We start from the raw sequence: 17461 nt of genomic DNA, 5'->3' as shown, positions 1-17461 counted from the left end.
TTATTACAAATAACCTAATTTCTCTCTTACTCGCTTGATTGTTTGTTGAGCTACTACTGCCGCCTTTTCTGCTCCTTTTCCTAATATAGCATCTATTTCTTCCAAATGCTGCATATAGTAGGCAAATTTTTGGCGTGGCTCGGCAAATTTCTCCAAGATAAGCTCATAAAGAGCTGTCTTGGCATGTCCAAATCCATAGTTGCCCGCTCTATAGCGCTCGGCCATCTCCGCACTTTGTACCTCTGAGGCCAACAGCTTATAGAGTGTGAAGACATTACAACTATCCGGATCTTTGGGAGCCTCCAAGGGGGTACTATCTGTCTGGATCGACATGATTTGTTTCTTGAGCTCCTTCTCCGGAAGGAAGATATTGATATAGTTGCGACGAGACTTACTCATCTTTTCCCCATCGGTACCAGGAATGATCATGATGTCCTCTCGGATGCTTTCCTTAGGAAACACGAAGGTCTCTCCCATTTGATAATTGAAGCGAGAGGCTACATCGCGAGTGAACTCTAAGTGTTGTAACTGGTCTTTCCCCACAGGTACCAATTCTGCATCGTAGAGTAGGATGTCAGCTGCCATCAGCATAGGATAGGTAAATAGCCCTGTATTGACATCCTCCAAGCGATCTGCCTTATCCTTGAACGAATGCGCCAAGGTCAGGCGTTGATAAGGGAAGAAACATGCCAAATACCAAGCCAACTCAGTGGTATAAGGTACATCACTCTGCCGGTAAAAGGTCACACGATCATGATCCAAGCCAAAAGCAAGCCAAGTGGCGGCTACCTCATAAGTATTCTGCCGAAGCTGTACGCCATCCTTTATTTGGGTGAGTGAATGTAGGTCGGCTATAAATAAAAAAGACTCATTACGAGCATCTTGTGCCATCTGCAAAGCAGGCAATATCGCTCCCAATAAGTTCCCCAAGTGCGGAGTCCCCGTACTTTGGATACCGGTAAGTACTCGTGCCATAGTTTCTGTCCTAAAAGAATAACATTTTTTTATGCCGCAAAAATACAACTTTTAATTCACATAGAAGCCTTTTTACATAAAAATAACGTATCTTTGCCCCCCTAACACAAGAACTAACTTATATCGTACTTATTCATGAAAACCTCTATCCAAAATAACGTCAATATACAGAACAGACGTGCTCGCTTTGAGTATGAAATCTTAGACAAATACATCGCCGGTATTGTCCTTCAGGGTACTGAAATTAAGTCTATCCGATTGGGTAAAGCCTCCATCGCCGAGAGCTTCTGTGAGTTCAATGAGAAAAGCGAACTCTTTGTCATCAATATGACAATCGAGGAATACGCTTGGGGAACTTATTACAACCATAAGCCTAAAAGTGAACGTAAACTGCTGCTAAAGAAGAAAGAATTGCGAAAACTACACAAGGAAGTTAAAAACACAGGACTTACCATCGTCCCTTTGCGCGTTTTCCTAAGCGAAAATGGCTTTGCCAAGGTAGAAATCGCCTTAGTTCGCGGTAAAAAAATGCATGACAAGCGTGAAACGATTAAGGATCGGGACAACAAACGCCAAATGGATCGCATCAAAAAGGCTTACCAATAGTTTTTATCACTTGAGTCACTTCTACTTCAAACAGTTTTCCATCTCTCAGGAGCTTTCCCCTATGAAAGTAGGCACCGATAGCGTTCTATTAGGTGCCTGGACTCCTGCTGTAGCTCCCACCCGTATCTTAGATATAGGAGCAGGTACAGGCCTATTGTCCCTGATGATGGCACAGCGCTTTCCCCAGGCCTATATCTGTGCGGTGGAGTGTGATACCTTAGCCGCTCAGGAGTGCCAAGAGAATATCTCACGGGCTCCTTGGCCTCATATCGAGGTCAAAACACAGGATATTCGCCTTTTCCAGGATGAAAAATACGACCTTATCATCAGTAACCCTCCTTTTTTCTCCGAGAAAACCCTCTCCCCTGTTGCAGCCCGTGCGCTATCTCGCTCCAACGAATATCTGCCCTTTTCCGAGTTACTTCAGTGCGTATCAGCGCTACTTTCCCCCACAGGATTATTCTCTGTAGTGATCCCCTATAAGGAAGAGAAGGATTTTTTAGAAATAGCCCGACTACAAGGACTCCACCCAAAGCAGCTATTACACGTTCGGGGACACCACAAGGCTCCCATCAAGCGCAGCCTCCTACTACTCTCCTTCGAAAAGGTACTTCCCCCCCTTACCCAAACCCTTGTCATAGAAAAAGAACGACACCAATACACTCAAGAGTATCAGGAACTTACCAAAAATTTTTATTTAAAATTCTAAATAAAATATTAAACAAAATCTGTTGTTCGAAAATAATTCGTAAATTTGCGCTCATCTCAAGGGGTGCTGTAAAAAGCTGAGATCATACCCATAGAACTTAGGCTGGTAATGCAGTCAAAGGAAAAAAATAAACTATCTGATTACTATATAATTTAAGTGGCTTATTTTTGCACCTGGGTAGCAAAAATAAGCCTTTTTTTAATAGACAAATAATGCCCCTTTGTTTGTAAAAACACTTTTTACCATGAAAAAAAAATGGTTGTGTGGGGCTTTACTCCTCTCTATTCAGGCCTTTGCGCAAGAAGCCCCCGCTGAGAATGACTCCTCCAAGGAGCAACCCATCGCACTGGATGAAGTGGTCATCCAGGCCGTCCGAGCCAAGAAGTCTACACCGGTAGCCTTCTCCAATGTCTCTAAAAAGGAGATCCAACAGAAGAATGTTGGTCAGCAAATTCCCTTATTGCTGGACCATCTGCCCAATGTGGTTTCCTCTGCCGAAGATGGTATCGGCTATGGAGATACCCATATCTACATCCGAGGCAATGACAACTATCGTATCAATATGACCATCAATGGGGTTCCTTATAACGATGCAGAGTCTCAAGGAATTTTCTTCTCCAACTTATCAGACTTGGCCACTTCTGCCGAGAGTATTCAGGTACAACGTGGGGCAGGTACCTCTACCAATGGAGCTGGATCCTTCGGGGCAAGTCTTAATGTGATGACCGAGGCTTTCTCCGATAAGGCTTACGCTGAGATCGCCAACTATTTAGGTTCCTACAATACACATAGGCATACGGTAAAACTCTCCACAGGAAAGCTCAATGACCACTTCGAAGTCAAAGGAAACTTCTCCAAAGTCAATTCCGATGGTTATATAGATCGTGCTTTCTCCAACCTCAAGTCGTATTTCCTACAAGGCGCCTATCAGGATGAGCATACTCTGATCAAAGGACTTATTTTTGGGGGAAATGTGAAAAGCTACCTCGCTTACAAGGGTATTACTGCCCAGCAATTGGAAAAAGATAGAAAATACAATCCTGCCGGAAAATATGTCAAAGACGGACAAACCCTCTTCTATGACAACGATGTCAACGTCTATCAGCAGGACAATGCCCAACTCCACTGGAGCGAGAAGTGGAACCCTTACTGGAATAGTACTTTCTCCTTACACTATACCAAAGGCCGTGGTTATTGGGAAGAAATGGACAATTGGGGATCTGGCAATTTCATCATTCGCTATCTGCTAGACAATGACTTCTATGGTACCGTCTTTTCTACCAATTATCGTAAAAATAGCATCGACCTAGTCTTAGGGGGAGCTGCCAATGTATATGAAGGCAATCACTTTGATGAGTATCTTTGGAAGGAGACCGGTGGCTATTCTTACAAAGAACCGATGGGTAAGAATGTCTATGGAAATAAGAAAGAAGGATCAGCCTTTGCCAAACTCACTTGGCAAATAGCGCCTAAGCTCAGCCTATTTGGAGATGTACAATACCGATATACTCACTTCAAAACCTTTCTTGAAGAGGTAGATTTTAACGAAACACTATCTACATTAAACCCAAAAGCTGGACTTAACTACTATTTCGATCCTAAAAACACTATTTATTTCTCATTCGCACATGTAACCAAAGAGCCCAATCGAAATGATTATAAAAATTATGCCTTAGATAGAGAAAACGGCGCTGAATTTCCTAAGCATGAGAAACTCAATGACTTAGAATTGGGCTGGCGGTATGATACCGATAAGGTAAAACTCAATACCAACCTATACTATATGCTATATAAGGATCAGTTAGTGGGCACTGGAGACCTTAATGACAAAGGTTATCCTATCCATCGTAATAGTGATGGCTATCGTGTTGGTATAGAAGTAGATGCCAAGGTACGTCTTAGCTCTAAGTGGCAATGGGCTCCCAATGTATCCTATAGCCAAAATAAAAATATTGACTACAAGATCAAAGACCCTAACCATCCTAACGAACTCTTGAACTTAGGAAATACCCAAATTTCTTTCTCTCCCAGCTGGGTAGCAGGCAATGCCTTTACTTTTATACCTGTAGAGAACTTTCAAATAAACCTCATTTCCAAGTATGTAGGCGAACAATATCTTAGCAATGAAAACCAAGACAATGCTAAGTTAGACAGCTATTTAGTGCACTCACTACAGCTTTCTTACGAGCTATTCCCAAAAAAGGTATGCAAGTCCATCTTGTTCACCGCTACGGGTAATAACCTCTTGAATAAGAAGTATGTTCCCAATGCTCGATACAAGAAGAACAAGCCACTATACTATCCTGCGGCTGAGGCCAACGGTATCATAGGAGTTACCTTCTCTTTCTAAGTGTTCATAGCCTCTCATAAATGAAAAAGTCGTGCCTATAATCGGCACGACTTTTTGCTTTTACGCCTTAGAGGCTAATCCTTAGGATCTATTTCTCCTCGCTCTATCTGGGATTGGAACTCCTCTATAGCAGGCTTGATGGTACTCTCAGGTAGGTCATCGATACGGATGTACATAAGCCCATCAATGGCATTATTGAATAGTGGATCTACATTGAAGGCGATCACCTTAGCATTCTGCTTGATATATTTCTTAATCAGTACCGGAAGGCGTAGGTTACCTGGTTCCAGCTCATCGATGATTTTGTCAAATTTATTCAGGTCTGATTGGGTTTCATCCAATATAAAGTCCTTATCGGCATCCTTGAGTCGCACCTTGTATTCCTTCTTCGGTTTTACATATTGGGCAATATAGGGATCGTAGAAGTTGGACTTCATGAACTCTATCATCAGTGATTTAGAGAAGTCTGAGAACTGGTTGGAGATACTTACCCCTCCAAGCAGGTACTTGTGTTCGGGAAAGTGTAAGGTCGTCAGTGCGATTCCTTTCCACAAAAGGAATAAGGGCATCGGTTTTTGTTGGTAGTCACCTACCACAAAGGCACGCCCCATCTCTATGGTTTGTCGCAGCATGGTATTCAGTTCAGGGTCAAACCTAAAGAGGCTATGAGTATAGAAGCCATTGACCCCATAGAGGTCAAAGAAATCACTACCCAACCCCATTCGATAAGCTCCTATGATGCGCTTGGTATCACTCTCCCATAGGAAAAGATGGCGATAATAAGCATCGTATTCGTCCAAGTCTATCGAAAGATTAGTCCCCTCCCCTACTTCTCGGAAGGTAAGCTCACGAAGCCGCCCTATCTCATGGAGGATATTGGGGATATCCTCTGCCTTGGCTAGGAATATCTCGTATTCCTTATGTTGAAGAAGGCGCGTACCGGATTGCAAGCGCAGATTTATAATCTCTTTCTCCAACAAACCAGGAGCGATAGCAGGGGCTACTTCCTCTGGGTCTTTGTTGTTCTTAACCCTGATCATAGAGGCAAAGCTCTTGAAGAGCTTCTTTTGCTCATAAGTATTGGAGAGCAAATAGGTTTTCTTTCTTAGAAAATTGGAAAATTCATAGAGGTCTTCCATCTCCTCCTGAGCCTTAGGCAATATAGGGCGCCCTATACGAACCCCTATCGTCTTATTTTTTTGGGAGAGCAACTCTGAAGGGAGCTTTGCAGTACGCAACAAATCACTTTGTTTGGCCAATTGGTAGAACAAAGGACTATTTTTAGCATGAAAATAGATAGGAATGATGGGCACATTGGCTTTTTTGATGAGCTTCATGGCCGATTTGTCCCATGTTTTATCCACATAAATATTTCCACTGGGCTGAGTGGAAACCTCTCCAGCAGGGAATATTCCCAAGGGCTTTCCTTCCTTGAGGTGTGCCAAGGCCTGCTTGAACCCCATAAGGCTCGAGGAGGCATCCTTGTGTTTCTCAAAAGGATTGACCTGAATAATGTAAGGATCCAAGGGGGCTATACGTGCCAAAAGGAAATTGGCCATCACCTTATAGTCAGGACGTTGTTCCAAGAGAAGTCGCAGCAAAAGAATCCCATCCAACCCTCCCAATGGATGGTTAGAAATCGTAATAAAGGGGCCTTCCTTGGGGATTTTCTTCAAGTCCTCCTCTCTCACATCATAATGTACCTTGAACTCTTGAAGCAAAGCCTCTAAAAATGCTACCCCTTGAAGATGTTTGTTCCTGTCATAAACTCTATTGAGAGGTGCCAAGCGCAACAAATGCAAAAGCCCCCATCCTGCAAAGGTTCCCACCACCCCAAAACGGTCTAAATGCGCCGCCTTCGCTAGTTCCTTGGCTGTAATCAGTCCCATAAATTATTATAATTCATCTGTTTGTTTAACCTCAATAAATGATTTATTTCTATTGTTGGTATATGTCTTTTTCAAAATGCAAATATAAGAATTTTCTACCAAAAATAGAATTGTTTTTTTACTTTTCGCAAAAAAACTTTGCCAAAGAAGCTCTTTAGCAAAGTTTATTAATAAACATTATGATGACAACTTTCTACAAATAAGCCTTTACCTTATCGGCCACTTCCTGAAATTCTTCAGGGGTAAGTTTCACCTTCTCTTGAAAGGTCATCTCACTCATTTGACTAATAGGTATCAGGTGTATATGGGCATGATGTACCTCCAACCCTACAACGGCCATCCCTACGCGCTCACAAGGAATCGCCTTCTCAAGGGCAATGGCTACGCGGCGAGCAAACTCAAGTAGCTGGTGATAACGCTCCGGCTCCAAATCAAAGAGCTTATCTACTTCCTGCTTAGGGATACAAAGGGTATGCCCAATGGCATTGGGGTTGATGTCCAAAAAGGCAAAACAGTGTTCGTCCTCTGCTATCTTGTAGCATGGGATTTCACCTTGAATAATTTTTGTAAAGATAGATGCCATGTGCAATTATTTTTATCGGGTTATTTCTATAATCTCCATCTGAAGGGTGCCATTAGGCACCTTTATTTCAGCTATATCGCCTACTGATTTGCCCAATAGGCCGCGCCCTATAGGGGAACTTACCGAGATCTTACCACTCTTGAGGTCAGCCTCACTCTCGGCTACCAAGGTATAGGTCATCACTGCATTGTTGGCCTTGTTCTTGAGCTTTACCGTGGAGAGTATCAGTACTTTGGAGGTATCCAACTGGGATTCATCTATCACACGTGCACTGGCTACCAGCTCTTCTAACTTTGCTATCTTTAGCTCTAAAAGCCCTTGGGCTTCCTTTGCCGCATCATATTCCGCATTCTCTGAAAGGTCTCCCTTATCTCTGGCTTCTGCTATCGCTTGTGAGGCTCGTGGCCTTTCTACATCACGAAGCTGATCCAATTCTGCCTTCAGCGCTTTTAAGCCTTCTTCAGTGTAATAAGCTACTTTCATCTTTTTCTATGCTTTTTAGGTTGATAAACTTATAAAAAAATAACACCCCAGCAAAGTTCTCTAAGCTCTCACTTATTTTCTCTTAACTGGAATGAAGTAATTACTTGATAGTCAGCACCAAGGCTCCTTGCCCCTAGGCACTGCTTACATAGGGGCAAAGATACAAACTTAATTCTATTCCACAAGCAAAATTAGAAAAATTTTTCTCCCCGCCCATTCCACCTCTCTTTATTGCTTACTTTTAACACTCTTTTCCTATATTTAACTTCTAAAGCCGTGAATATCTTTTTTTAGGAAATACCTACCCTACAGAATAACTGTTCTCGTTTTTTTACTATTTTTGCACATTGTTTTATCTATGAGATTTCTTCTTCAAGAGGATATCTCCTTTTGACCAATATTCTATTATGAAAAAATATTTCCTTTTTTGCTTCTTTTCCCTCTCTTTTTTAGCCACTGCACAGGAGTTTGATGTGGGTGTCAAGGGAGGCCTTAGCTATGTGAACCTCAGTGGCAATGGCTCCGAGGTCTCTTCTTTCAAGGGAAAATTAGGCCTCTATGTAGGAGCTTATGGGGAGCTATTCTTAGGGCGTATTTTTTCCCTACAGCCTGAAATCCTTTTCTCTCGAGAGGGCGCCCGCTGGGAGCATGAGACCTTAGCGCTCCATGACCAGCCCTATACGGCCTCTATGAATACCGATTACCTGAATATCCCCATCCTTACCCATCTGAAACTCCATGAAAAGCTTACCCTACTGACAGGCCCTCAGTTCGGGTTCTTAATCGTAAAGCCCGAAATAGGTTCCGAAGATCCTATCTTCTATCAGGGAGACAACTTTTTAGACAAAAGTGTCTATCGCAACTTCGACTTTGCGGTTGTCTTAGGCTTTAGAGTACGACTTGGAGACAACCTAGCCTCCGAACTCCGCTATACCCATTCTCTGACCAATTTATTTGACAAAAAACACCCTGCTCTCTCCCCCTTAGACTTGGGAAATGCAAATGTCTTCAGGCACTCTTTCCTCTCCATAGGGGTGGAATATCGCCTGAAACAACTCACCATATTCTGATTTTTCCTTATTACATATTCTATATAACTTAACCAATCCATATTTAATGAAAAAAAACTTCCTTTTTTGCCTAATCGCCTTATTCCTAATGGCTGCTTGCAACAATGATATAGACGATAAAATATCGAAGAAAAAAACCAACCCGAGAACAAACACTACCCCCAATGCGGCAGACCAAAGAATAACCATCACCCCCCTTACCGACTCTTCTTCCGAAGCCTTAGGAGGGCGACAAAGAGGCACTGACCCCAATGACCTGCCCAGTGCTTATAATTTCAACCGACAGGTTCTAATTACTTTCTCCGATACTGATGTACGGGTCGAAGGCGCCGGAAGTATCACTGTACATAAGAATCAGGCACACCTGAGCCTCTCCTCTTCCGAACAAAATGTGGAGTACATCCTCTCTGGCCATTCCTCCAGCGGAAGTTTCAATATCAATAGCGCGCACCCTTATAAGCTAACGCTCCAGAACCTGAACCTTACTCATGACAATGCCGTCATCAAGCTCAATAATACCGAAAAGGCTTTTCTGAATATCCCCGCTGGTACCTCCTCTTCCCTCACTTGTAATATTTTCTCCAATGATGATGAAAATATCGCTGCTATCTATAGCTTAGGGACGCTCATTCTTACAGGAGCGGGTAACTTATCCCTACAAACAGAAAAAGCTTCTGGCATCTTTTGCCAAAAAACACTTCGTGTGGCACTCTCTGCTGAGGCACTCCTAAATATAAATGCAGATAAAGATGCCCTACGAGCCAAAAATGCTTATATAGGAGATGGAGGCTCCCTTACCCTCAATACCCAAGGAGCTAGAAACGGCAATCACACGATCTCCGTGACCAACGGATATATCATCATCAACCAAGGTAACTATAACCTCAATGCCAGGAGTAATGCGCTCACTACCGCTTCCTCACAGCAAACTATAGACCCCTATATTACCATCAATGGAGGAACTTTTGCCATCAGTGCCTGGACTAAGGGAATCGCCTCCCCCAGTATCGTTACCCTATCCAATGCGAAGATGAATATTAACTCTATCGACTTCGCCCTCCAGGGGGACAAGGGGATCTATATCAACCAAGGTAAGTATTTTATCGAATCTACCTCTAAGAATGCTATAAAAAGTAACCTACTCTTTACCCTTACTGCCGGGCGTACCTTCCTTAGAAGTGGAGGAACAGAAACTCCTATCAATGTACCTTCCTCAGGGACTTTCGAAATAAAAGCAGGTACCCTCTTGGCCATTGGTGGACGTCCTGAACAGATGGCTACCCTCAAAGAGGGATCACAAATAACCTTCGCTTTCTCTCACAATTTTCCTCCCCATACGCTGCTACACCTCAGAGAGGGCGAACGGGAGGTACTTACCTATTCCCTAAGCTATCTATCTTGTGACTATCTACTCTTTACCAGTGGTAAGCTCCTGCCTAACAAACGGTATGATCTCTACCAAGGAGGTACCGTTACCGAAGGCGTAGAGGAGAACAAACTATACAAAAGCGGATTCTATAAGGCCGGTACCCATGTCACTTTCTTTACAACCAACAAAACGCTCAACCCTTAGTTTTTTTGAATTGTTAAACAAATTATAAAGTTTTTGTTTTCCTTATTTTTGGAACAATATTAGCTATTGCAAGTGTGCAAAACACTTTTTATGAAAAAATGTATCTTAGCACTTCTTATCTGTAGCTTATTGGGAAGCTGCAAACAACAGAAAAAACAATACTTACCTGACTCGGTAGGAAGTATCAATTCCGTTACGATTGTGATGGATCCTCAACTCTGGGGAGGAGTTGTCGGGGATAGCCTGCGACAGTATTTTGCCTCTCCCATCGAGGAAATCGCGGGAGCGAGAGAACCTTTGTTCGATATTCAACAGATTCCCGAAGATGTCTTTCAGGGAATGACTCGTGCCGGAAGAAATATACTGGTCGTCTCCACCGATACCAAAAATCGTTTCCATATCAAGGACTCTCTCTATGCCAAGCCCCAAAAGGTAGCCTTCCTTACCGGACAAACCACCGATGACCTCATCAGAGGAATACAGCAATACGCCCCGATAATTATCCTTTCTTTCAAAGAAAATGAGATGAAGGAACTACAAAACCGTTTCAAACATACCCTTAACAAGACTAAGAGTATCGAAGAGCGACTAAGAGTAAGCCTCACCTTACCTTCAGTGTACAACATCGTAAAACAAGAGAACAACTTCTTTTGGCTGGAGCGAAAAGTAAAAAATGGCACTGCCGATATCCTCCTCTATGAGATGCCCAAGAGTGCTATTGGCACTGCAAACAAGGACTATACGAAAGAGATCATCCAAATGCGAGACTCCATCGGGCAGCGCTATATCCCCGGCCCTGAAGAGGGGATGTATATGATTACCAGCCCTGCTTTTGCCCCTACTTATAAGAAAATACAAATAGGCCCTTACCCTGCCATCGAGAGTAAAGGCCTATGGGAAGTGAAGAATTTTATCCTCGGAGGCCCCTTTAGCAACTATATCATAGAAGACCCAAAGCGAAATCGCTGTGTGGTCATCGAGGGATTCATCGCTGCTCCTGGTACCTCCAAGCGTGATTTGCTTTTCGAATTGGAGACCATTATCAAGTCGGTAAAGTTCTTAGACTAAGGGGTCGTAGAGGCTACCTGTAATAGTTTTCCATTAAAATACGAATATTGGTGCAGTGCAAAATCTTTGATGTACTGCGCCATTTCTTTTGCCGTAACAGGAGCTTTGTAATCGGGAAAAGCCTCCGAGAGCATCTCGGTCTGTACCGCCCCCAAGGCCAAGCAGTTAAAGTGCCACTGAGTATCCTTGTACTCCTCGGCCAATAGCTCCGTTAGGGCAATCAAGGCAGCCTTGGAGGAGGTGTAAGCGGAAAGGCCAGCAAACTTCATAGCGCCTTGTACCCCGCCCATACTGCTAATGGTAACGATATGGGCTTTCGGCTGAAGCATTGGTAGCAAATATTGTATAAGCCTAAACACTCCCAACACATTGACCTGATACACCGCCTGCAAGTCTTCCATAGAAATCGTCTCAAAAGGGGCATGAATGAGCTTGCCTGCATTGCTCACCACTACATCAAGGCGTAGCTGCTCCTGCTGTAAGTAGGTGACTAACTGCTGTAGATCGGCTTCGCAGGTGATGTCAAAGGGAATATAAGTGATTGTTCCCTCCTTGTGTATTTGGGGATAAGACCGAGAGAGAGCAAGCACCCTAAAGCCTTCTTTTTCAAAGGCTTTGACAAGTTCAGCTCCAATCCCTCGGGTGGTTCCTGTAATCAAAACGGTTTTCATAGCTTTCTATTCTGTAACTGGGGTCGATTCTGTCTCTTTTACTTTATGGATTATCGGGTAGTTAGTTGTCTTATATTCCTTGTAGGAGGCACCCTTAAGCATACAATCCATAATACGGTGCATGTAATCATTTATAGAGGGGTTCGTCGTATTGAATAGAAAGGTAAAGACTACTTCCTCTTCAGGATATACATAGAACCACGCATAACCGCCTATCCCATTACCTATATGTCCGTAGTAGGTACGCCCTCTCCAGTCGGGGGCACTCTGCCAACCTATCCCATAACCAGTATTTTCTCCATTATTTAGCTTCTGGGAGGTAAGCATCTGCTCCTGATATGCTGGCTTTAGAAAGGCCTTGCCTAATATAGCCTGTCCCATCAGATTGACATCATAAGCAGTCGAGAGAAAACCGCCCCCTCCCAGCTTGAAGAAGTTATTGACCTCCGTAGCCCGCTTGAACTGTTTCTTCTTATCCACCGAATAAGGAATGGATTGATTGGGCGAAAGCCCTCCCATATCGGGAAAGGTATGGTTCATTCCCAAAGGTTCCAATACATTATGAGTTACATACCACTCAAAAGGCTCTTTTTTAGCCTCTTGCATGGCCAAAGAAACCAAGTTAAAATCATAACTATTGTAATAATACTTCGTCCCTGGCTCAAAAAGCAAGGGATCTTGCGCAAAGACTTCTATCCCTTCTTTGATACTCATAAAACGGTTAAGGAAAACTTCTTTTCCCTTATAGGCACGTATCCCCGCTAAGTGACCAGCTAATTGTTTGACTGTAAAGTCATATTCCTTCTTAGGGAAATAGCGAACATAGTCATAGAGGGAACAGTCCCAATCGATCCAGCCCTGCTCTTGCATCTTGGTAAGCGAAAGGCCTGTCAAAGGCTTGGAGACACTGGCGATCCTATAGAGGGTTTCTCGGGTATTAACCGGTGTTTTCTGCTCTATATCCGCATAACCATAACCTTGCTCCCATATGGGAAAACCGCGCTTGGTTACACAGATCGACATGCTGGGGGTGTAGTGCTCCTGAAGAAGGTAATTCACCACCAATTCAGATTGCTGGATGGCCTTCTCCAACGAATTTATCTGCGATATATCTTCCGCAAAAATCTGTTTCTGTGTGATGGGTTGCGCCCATAATTGCTGAAAAAAGGTAAAAACAGACATCATCAGAATTGTTTTTGTTTTCATGTTTTTTAGTTCTTTATTTTCCTTAAAAAAACGCTCCAAAGAATATTTTCTTCAAAGCGTTCGTCAATTTTTAATACATTATCATGCTTACTTTACCAAATCTTCCAATACCGATGCGGCTTCCTCTACATAGACATCTTTCTGAAGGCTTTCATGCCAACGATCACGACGTATTTTCACATCTTCATTCGTCTTGGCTTTCTCTTCTTCTGCTGGTAAGGAGGAGAACTGTACAGGCGATTTGTATTCAGTCAGTTCTTTGAATTTCTTGATCATAGCTTCACTCTCATCTACCTGTTTTTTATAGGCATTATATTCAAGTGAATAGGTGTTTTCTTCTTTTTGTTTCTGTACCCAGCGGGCATTCTCATCGATGAGCTTAAATAGTGGATTGGCCTCTATACGTTTTTTGCTATTGGCTATCGCAGTAGCAAAGCGTTGGTTTTTCTTCCATGGTTCGTAAGATACCTTATTGATCTCATCCCAAGGTAGCGGATTTTCCAGTTCGCGCTCCCCTACTTTGATATATTGGTAACGGTCTGGAATCACGATATCACTATTGACCCCTTTAAGCTGGGTGGAGCCCCCATTGATACGATAGAATTTTTGGCGAGTGAGCTTCAGTGCTCCCAGGTCGCCCATCAGGTTATTGCGTATCTCACGATTAAGGTCTATAAGCTCCTGTACGGTTCCCTTTCCATAGGACTGCTTGCTACCGAGAATAATCGCGCGGCCATAGTCCTGCATAGCTGCGGCCAATATCTCAGAGGCAGAAGCCGATAGTTCGTTGATCAAGATAATCAGCGGTTTGTCCCACTGGATGGCACTATCGGTATCCTCAAGTACTTGGGTACTGTTGTTAGCACTGCGTACCTGTACAATAGGCCCTTCCTTGATAAAGAGACCACCTATCTCTACCACTTTGGAGAGAGAGCCTCCTCCATTGTTTCTCAAGTCCAAGATAATTCCTTCTACATTGACCTTCTTGAGCTTTTCTATCTCCAAGGCCATATCCGAAGCTGAGTTGCGCTCACGGGAATTGTTGAAGTTGATATAGAACGATGGTAAGTTGATGATTCCATAGGTATGATCGCCCTTTTTCACCAAAGCTGATTTGGCAAAGGTTTCTTCTATCTCCACCACATCGCGCTTGATAGGTACCACTTGTATGCTACCATCCATGCGCTTTACAGTAAGGCGTACTTCGGTACCCTTCTTTCCTTTGATGAGCTTTACTGCATCTTCCAGGCGCATCCCGATCACATCCACAGGGTCATCAGCGCCTTGTCCTACCTTGAGGATCAAATCGCCCACTTCCAAGAGCTTTCCTTTCCATACAGGCCCACCCATGATAATATCCGAGATACGTATCCCATCGGATTTCTTTTGGAGTACAGCCCCAATTCCTTCGAACTTACCGGAAATATCGCGATCAAAACGTTCCTTGATATCAGGTGCCATATAGTTCGAATGAGGGTCGGTAGCCTCCATATAACTATTGAGGTAGATACCAAACCAATCATCTTCGGTAAGGTCTTTGTAGGATACAAACATCTCTTCGAAAGACTTCTGAGTAGCCTCCAAGGCTTCTTTCTTGAGCGTTTCGCTATCTTTAACTACATATTTGGCATCTTTCTCCTTTTTATCCTGCTCTTCCTTCTCTTTGATAAGGATATTGGAAAGAATAGAATACTTGATGAGCTTACGCCAACGCTCTTTAAGCGCATTTTTATCCTTGGTATAAGGGATTTTCTCATAATCCAAGTCTACCGTTTCATTCTTGGTAAACTCATAAGGCTGCTTAAGGAGTTCCTCCACGAGCTTATTGGCTTCCTCTATCCTTTCCTTGAGTCGGGTATAGGTAAGGGTAAAGAAGGAGATGTCCTTATTCTTAAGGTCATCGTCCAATTTGGTTTCACTTTTCTTGAACTCATTGATATCCGACTGGATAAAATAGCGCTTCTGTGGGTCTAAGTACTGCAAATACGCCTTATAGACACGCTTAGAGTAAGCATCATTGAGATCCCTTTGGCTATAATGCCCCCTTGAGATAAGGTATTCTATCACATCCATCAGGTAACGCTCCCTATCCCCTTCTCCGGTATATTCAAACTTCTTTCCTGTAAAACTACAAGAAGCAAAGGAGATTACTCCTAAGATAAAGAGTATAAAAATATTCTTTTTCATTGGTTCATTTAATAAGTCGCAAAGGTACTACTTTATTACGAGAATAAAATATTTTTTATATTCTTTAACAATTCAACCTTCAGTGGTTAGTGGTTAGTGGTCAGTGGTTAGTGGTTAGTGGTTAGTGGTTAGTGGTTAGAAGTCAGTAGTTAGTGGTTAGAAGTTAGTGGTTAGAACTGATAACTGACAACTAATAACTAATAACTAATAACTAATAACTAATAACTGACAACTAGCAACTGACTACCGAATCTTACAAACGGGGATCGGTTGCATCTTATGTTGGTTAGCCTTATTCAGTCGCTTAAAGATGGAGAGTACTTGTGCTTGGCGTGGGGTGAGTCCTTCCTCCTTGCGGCCTTCCTCTACAAAGGTCATTGCCCATTCCAATTCGGGATAAGAAGCCCCCAGCTGGTCTTCGTCGGTACGATCGTCACCGAAAAGGCCGTCGGTAGGGGGTGCCTGACGTATGGCAGGGATAATCTCCAAGTAGTCGGCCAGCTCATACACCTCACTCTTCATAAGGTCGGCTATGGGGCTGACATCTACCCCGCCATCGCCATATTTGGTAAAGAAGCCCACTCCGAAATCCTCTATCTTGTTGCCCGTACCCACCACCATATAGCCATATAAGCCCGCAAAGTAGTAGAGCGTGGTCATTCTAAGGCGGGAACGTGTATTGGCCAAGGCCAAAGCGTTATCCGTCTCAGCAGGAGGGATTTGCCCTACAAAGGTATCAAACACAGGGGTGAGATCCACCTCTAAGCTGCTTACATTGGGATAGCGCTCTTTAAGAAAATCTATATGAGCGCGTCCTCGGCTCACTTGGTTCGGGGCTTGGTGTATAGGCATTTCCAAGCACAATACAGGCTTACCCGTTTGGGCACATAGAGTGGAGACCACTGCGGAGTCTATCCCCCCAGAGATCCCTATAACCATGCCCTTGATACCTGTTTGCTGGAGGTAGTCCGAGAGCCACCCCACTATATGCTGCGTTACAGCTTGTGTATTCATAATGTGATATTTTTATAAAGCTTACATTCAATTTTCTAAGATATATCTATGGAGCATTTTTTGTTTATCAACTACAAAAATGACATTATATGCTGCTACCCCATCTCCTCCTGACAGAAATATGATATACTCTTTGTCTGTTTTCCTATAAACTCTTGTTTGTTCTAAGTTGGGATTAAATAGGTATTTAATAGCTGTCTTTGATATACTATATTGATGGTCTTTAGAGGAAATATTGATACTTTCTATTTCATATTTTGGAAAATCAATATCTACACCGTGTATTTCCAATCCTTTTTGAGGTATTATATCAATATACGCTCTATTCTCTACCTTTATTGTTCTTATATGATAGTCATTTATATTTGTTTTTTTCTTAGCTATCTTAATGCTGGTATCTTTGTCAGAAAATAAAGTATAAAATGGTTGTCTTTCTCTTCGGTTTAATTTTGTATAAGAAAAATCTTGAATAAAAAAGGGAGGAGCTTCCTCTTTTAATTTCACTTTCAAATCTAAAATACTATCTTTTAGTAAATCACTTTTATAATCATTTACTTTTACAATTAGCAAGTTAGTATTATCTTTATTCTTTATTCTACTTTTGTGAATAAAACCATATACACCCTTTTGGGTTTTTATTTTCACCCAATTGTTATTATACTCCTCATAGAAAAAAAGCTCTTTTTTCAGCACTTTACCTATGATTTTAGATTTTACATCTGCTTGTTCCCGTATATTCGTATATCCATCCCTATCTTGTATTTCAGCTATTCGTATGTTTTGAGATAATAAACTGCTGAAAAAAAACAAGCAAAAGACAGTTAATAAAGAGGAAGGGTTAATATTCTTTTTCATTATTCTGTGTAATAATAATTTTCAGTGGTGCTTCAAAAAGTATGATACAACTTTAGATGTACCCATAATTGATATAAAAGAAAGCTTAAGCAAAAATATAACTTTTTGCTCTAATTGTCAACTTTTTACTTCATCATACTTTTTAAATCACCTCCAAAGTTTAAACACGTTTATTTTCAACAACTCAATATGGTCTATTACGTAACATCTCTATAATTTCCT

Annotated in this window: 15 protein-coding genes; 6 read left to right on the top strand and 9 right to left on the bottom strand. The window is 42.4% G+C overall.

Features of this window, described 5'->3' with window-relative positions; genetic code table 11:
* Window positions 1-3 precede the first annotated feature (3 nt).
* Entirely contained in the window at window positions 4-975 is a 972-nt protein-coding gene (gene trpS, locus HMPREF1551_RS11110; protein WP_021629246.1) for a tryptophan--tRNA ligase, read from the bottom strand.
* Window positions 976-1110: 135 nt separating this feature from the next.
* Between trpS and smpB the strand changes: the two genes are divergently transcribed.
* The 3 genes from smpB (at window position 1111) to HMPREF1551_RS11095 (ending at window position 4640) form a co-directional block, all read left to right on the top strand.
* A complete protein-coding gene (gene smpB / locus HMPREF1551_RS11105) occupies window positions 1111-1581 on the top strand; it encodes an SsrA-binding protein SmpB (RefSeq protein WP_021629245.1) in 471 nt (156 codons plus the stop codon).
* 10 nt (window positions 1582-1591) lie between these two features.
* Window positions 1592-2290: a tRNA1(Val) (adenine(37)-N6)-methyltransferase gene (locus HMPREF1551_RS11100; protein ID WP_034544663.1), complete on the top strand. Its 699-nt coding sequence runs from the start codon at window positions 1592-1594 to the stop codon at window positions 2288-2290.
* A 244-nt stretch (window positions 2291-2534) separates the two neighbouring features.
* Window positions 2535-4640 (top strand): TonB-dependent receptor, encoded by a 2106-nt coding sequence (locus HMPREF1551_RS11095; protein ID WP_021629243.1) that lies wholly within the window; start codon window positions 2535-2537, stop codon window positions 4638-4640.
* 74 nt (window positions 4641-4714) lie between these two features.
* Here the strand turns inward: HMPREF1551_RS11095 and HMPREF1551_RS11090 are convergent, their stop codons facing one another.
* The 3 genes from HMPREF1551_RS11090 to greA form a co-directional block, all read right to left on the bottom strand.
* A complete protein-coding gene (locus HMPREF1551_RS11090) occupies window positions 4715-6529 on the bottom strand; it encodes a GNAT family N-acyltransferase (RefSeq protein WP_021629242.1) in 1815 nt (604 codons plus the stop codon).
* A 193-nt stretch (window positions 6530-6722) separates the two neighbouring features.
* On the bottom strand, window positions 6723-7112 hold the full coding sequence (locus HMPREF1551_RS11085) for an HIT family protein (RefSeq protein ID WP_021629240.1): 390 nt from the start codon (window positions 7110-7112) through the stop codon (window positions 6723-6725).
* 12 nt (window positions 7113-7124) lie between these two features.
* A complete protein-coding gene (gene greA, locus HMPREF1551_RS11080) occupies window positions 7125-7595 on the bottom strand; it encodes a transcription elongation factor GreA (protein ID WP_021629239.1) in 471 nt (156 codons plus the stop codon).
* 407 nt (window positions 7596-8002) lie between these two features.
* Here greA and HMPREF1551_RS11075 point away from each other — a divergent pair, with 407 nt between their 5' ends.
* The 3 genes from HMPREF1551_RS11075 (at window position 8003) to HMPREF1551_RS11065 (ending at window position 11306) form a co-directional block, all read left to right on the top strand.
* Window positions 8003-8665, top strand: coding sequence for a porin family protein (locus HMPREF1551_RS11075; RefSeq protein ID WP_021629238.1), 663 nt, complete (start codon window positions 8003-8005; stop codon window positions 8663-8665).
* 46 nt (window positions 8666-8711) lie between these two features.
* Window positions 8712-10238, top strand: coding sequence for a carbohydrate-binding domain-containing protein (locus HMPREF1551_RS11070; RefSeq protein ID WP_021629237.1), 1527 nt, complete (start codon window positions 8712-8714; stop codon window positions 10236-10238).
* Window positions 10239-10328: 90 nt separating this feature from the next.
* Window positions 10329-11306: a DUF4837 family protein gene (locus tag HMPREF1551_RS11065; protein ID WP_021629236.1), complete on the top strand. Its 978-nt coding sequence runs from the start codon at window positions 10329-10331 to the stop codon at window positions 11304-11306.
* Here the strand turns inward: HMPREF1551_RS11065 and HMPREF1551_RS11060 are convergent.
* The 5 genes from HMPREF1551_RS11060 to HMPREF1551_RS11040 all read right to left on the bottom strand — a co-directional run bounded on the left by HMPREF1551_RS11060 (window position 11303) and on the right by HMPREF1551_RS11040 (window position 17239).
* Complete coding sequence (locus HMPREF1551_RS11060) at window positions 11303-11977, bottom strand: SDR family NAD(P)-dependent oxidoreductase (protein ID WP_021629235.1); 675 nt, start codon at window positions 11975-11977, stop codon at window positions 11303-11305. The two genes, HMPREF1551_RS11065 and HMPREF1551_RS11060, sit on opposite strands and share 4 nt — an antisense overlap.
* A gap of 6 nt (window positions 11978-11983) precedes the next feature.
* Window positions 11984-13183, bottom strand: a complete 1200-nt coding sequence (locus HMPREF1551_RS11055) for a serine hydrolase domain-containing protein (RefSeq protein ID WP_034544671.1) — start codon at window positions 13181-13183, stop codon at window positions 11984-11986.
* An 87-nt stretch (window positions 13184-13270) separates the two neighbouring features.
* Window positions 13271-15370, bottom strand: coding sequence for a carboxy terminal-processing peptidase (locus HMPREF1551_RS11050; RefSeq protein WP_021629233.1), 2100 nt, complete (start codon window positions 15368-15370; stop codon window positions 13271-13273).
* 243 nt (window positions 15371-15613) lie between these two features.
* Window positions 15614-16384 (bottom strand): NAD(+) synthase, encoded by a 771-nt coding sequence (gene nadE / locus HMPREF1551_RS11045; protein ID WP_021629232.1) that lies wholly within the window; start codon window positions 16382-16384, stop codon window positions 15614-15616.
* A gap of 27 nt (window positions 16385-16411) precedes the next feature.
* Entirely contained in the window at window positions 16412-17239 is an 828-nt protein-coding gene (locus HMPREF1551_RS11040; protein ID WP_021629231.1) for an SH3 domain-containing protein, read from the bottom strand.
* Window positions 17240-17461: the final 222 nt, after the last annotated feature.

It is taken from the genome of Capnocytophaga sp. oral taxon 863 str. F0517 (assembly GCF_000466425.1).
Classification (GTDB): domain Bacteria; phylum Bacteroidota; class Bacteroidia; order Flavobacteriales; family Flavobacteriaceae; genus Capnocytophaga.
Note: the sequence above shows the minus strand (reverse complement) of the source record. Positions and strands in the feature narration are given on the sequence as shown.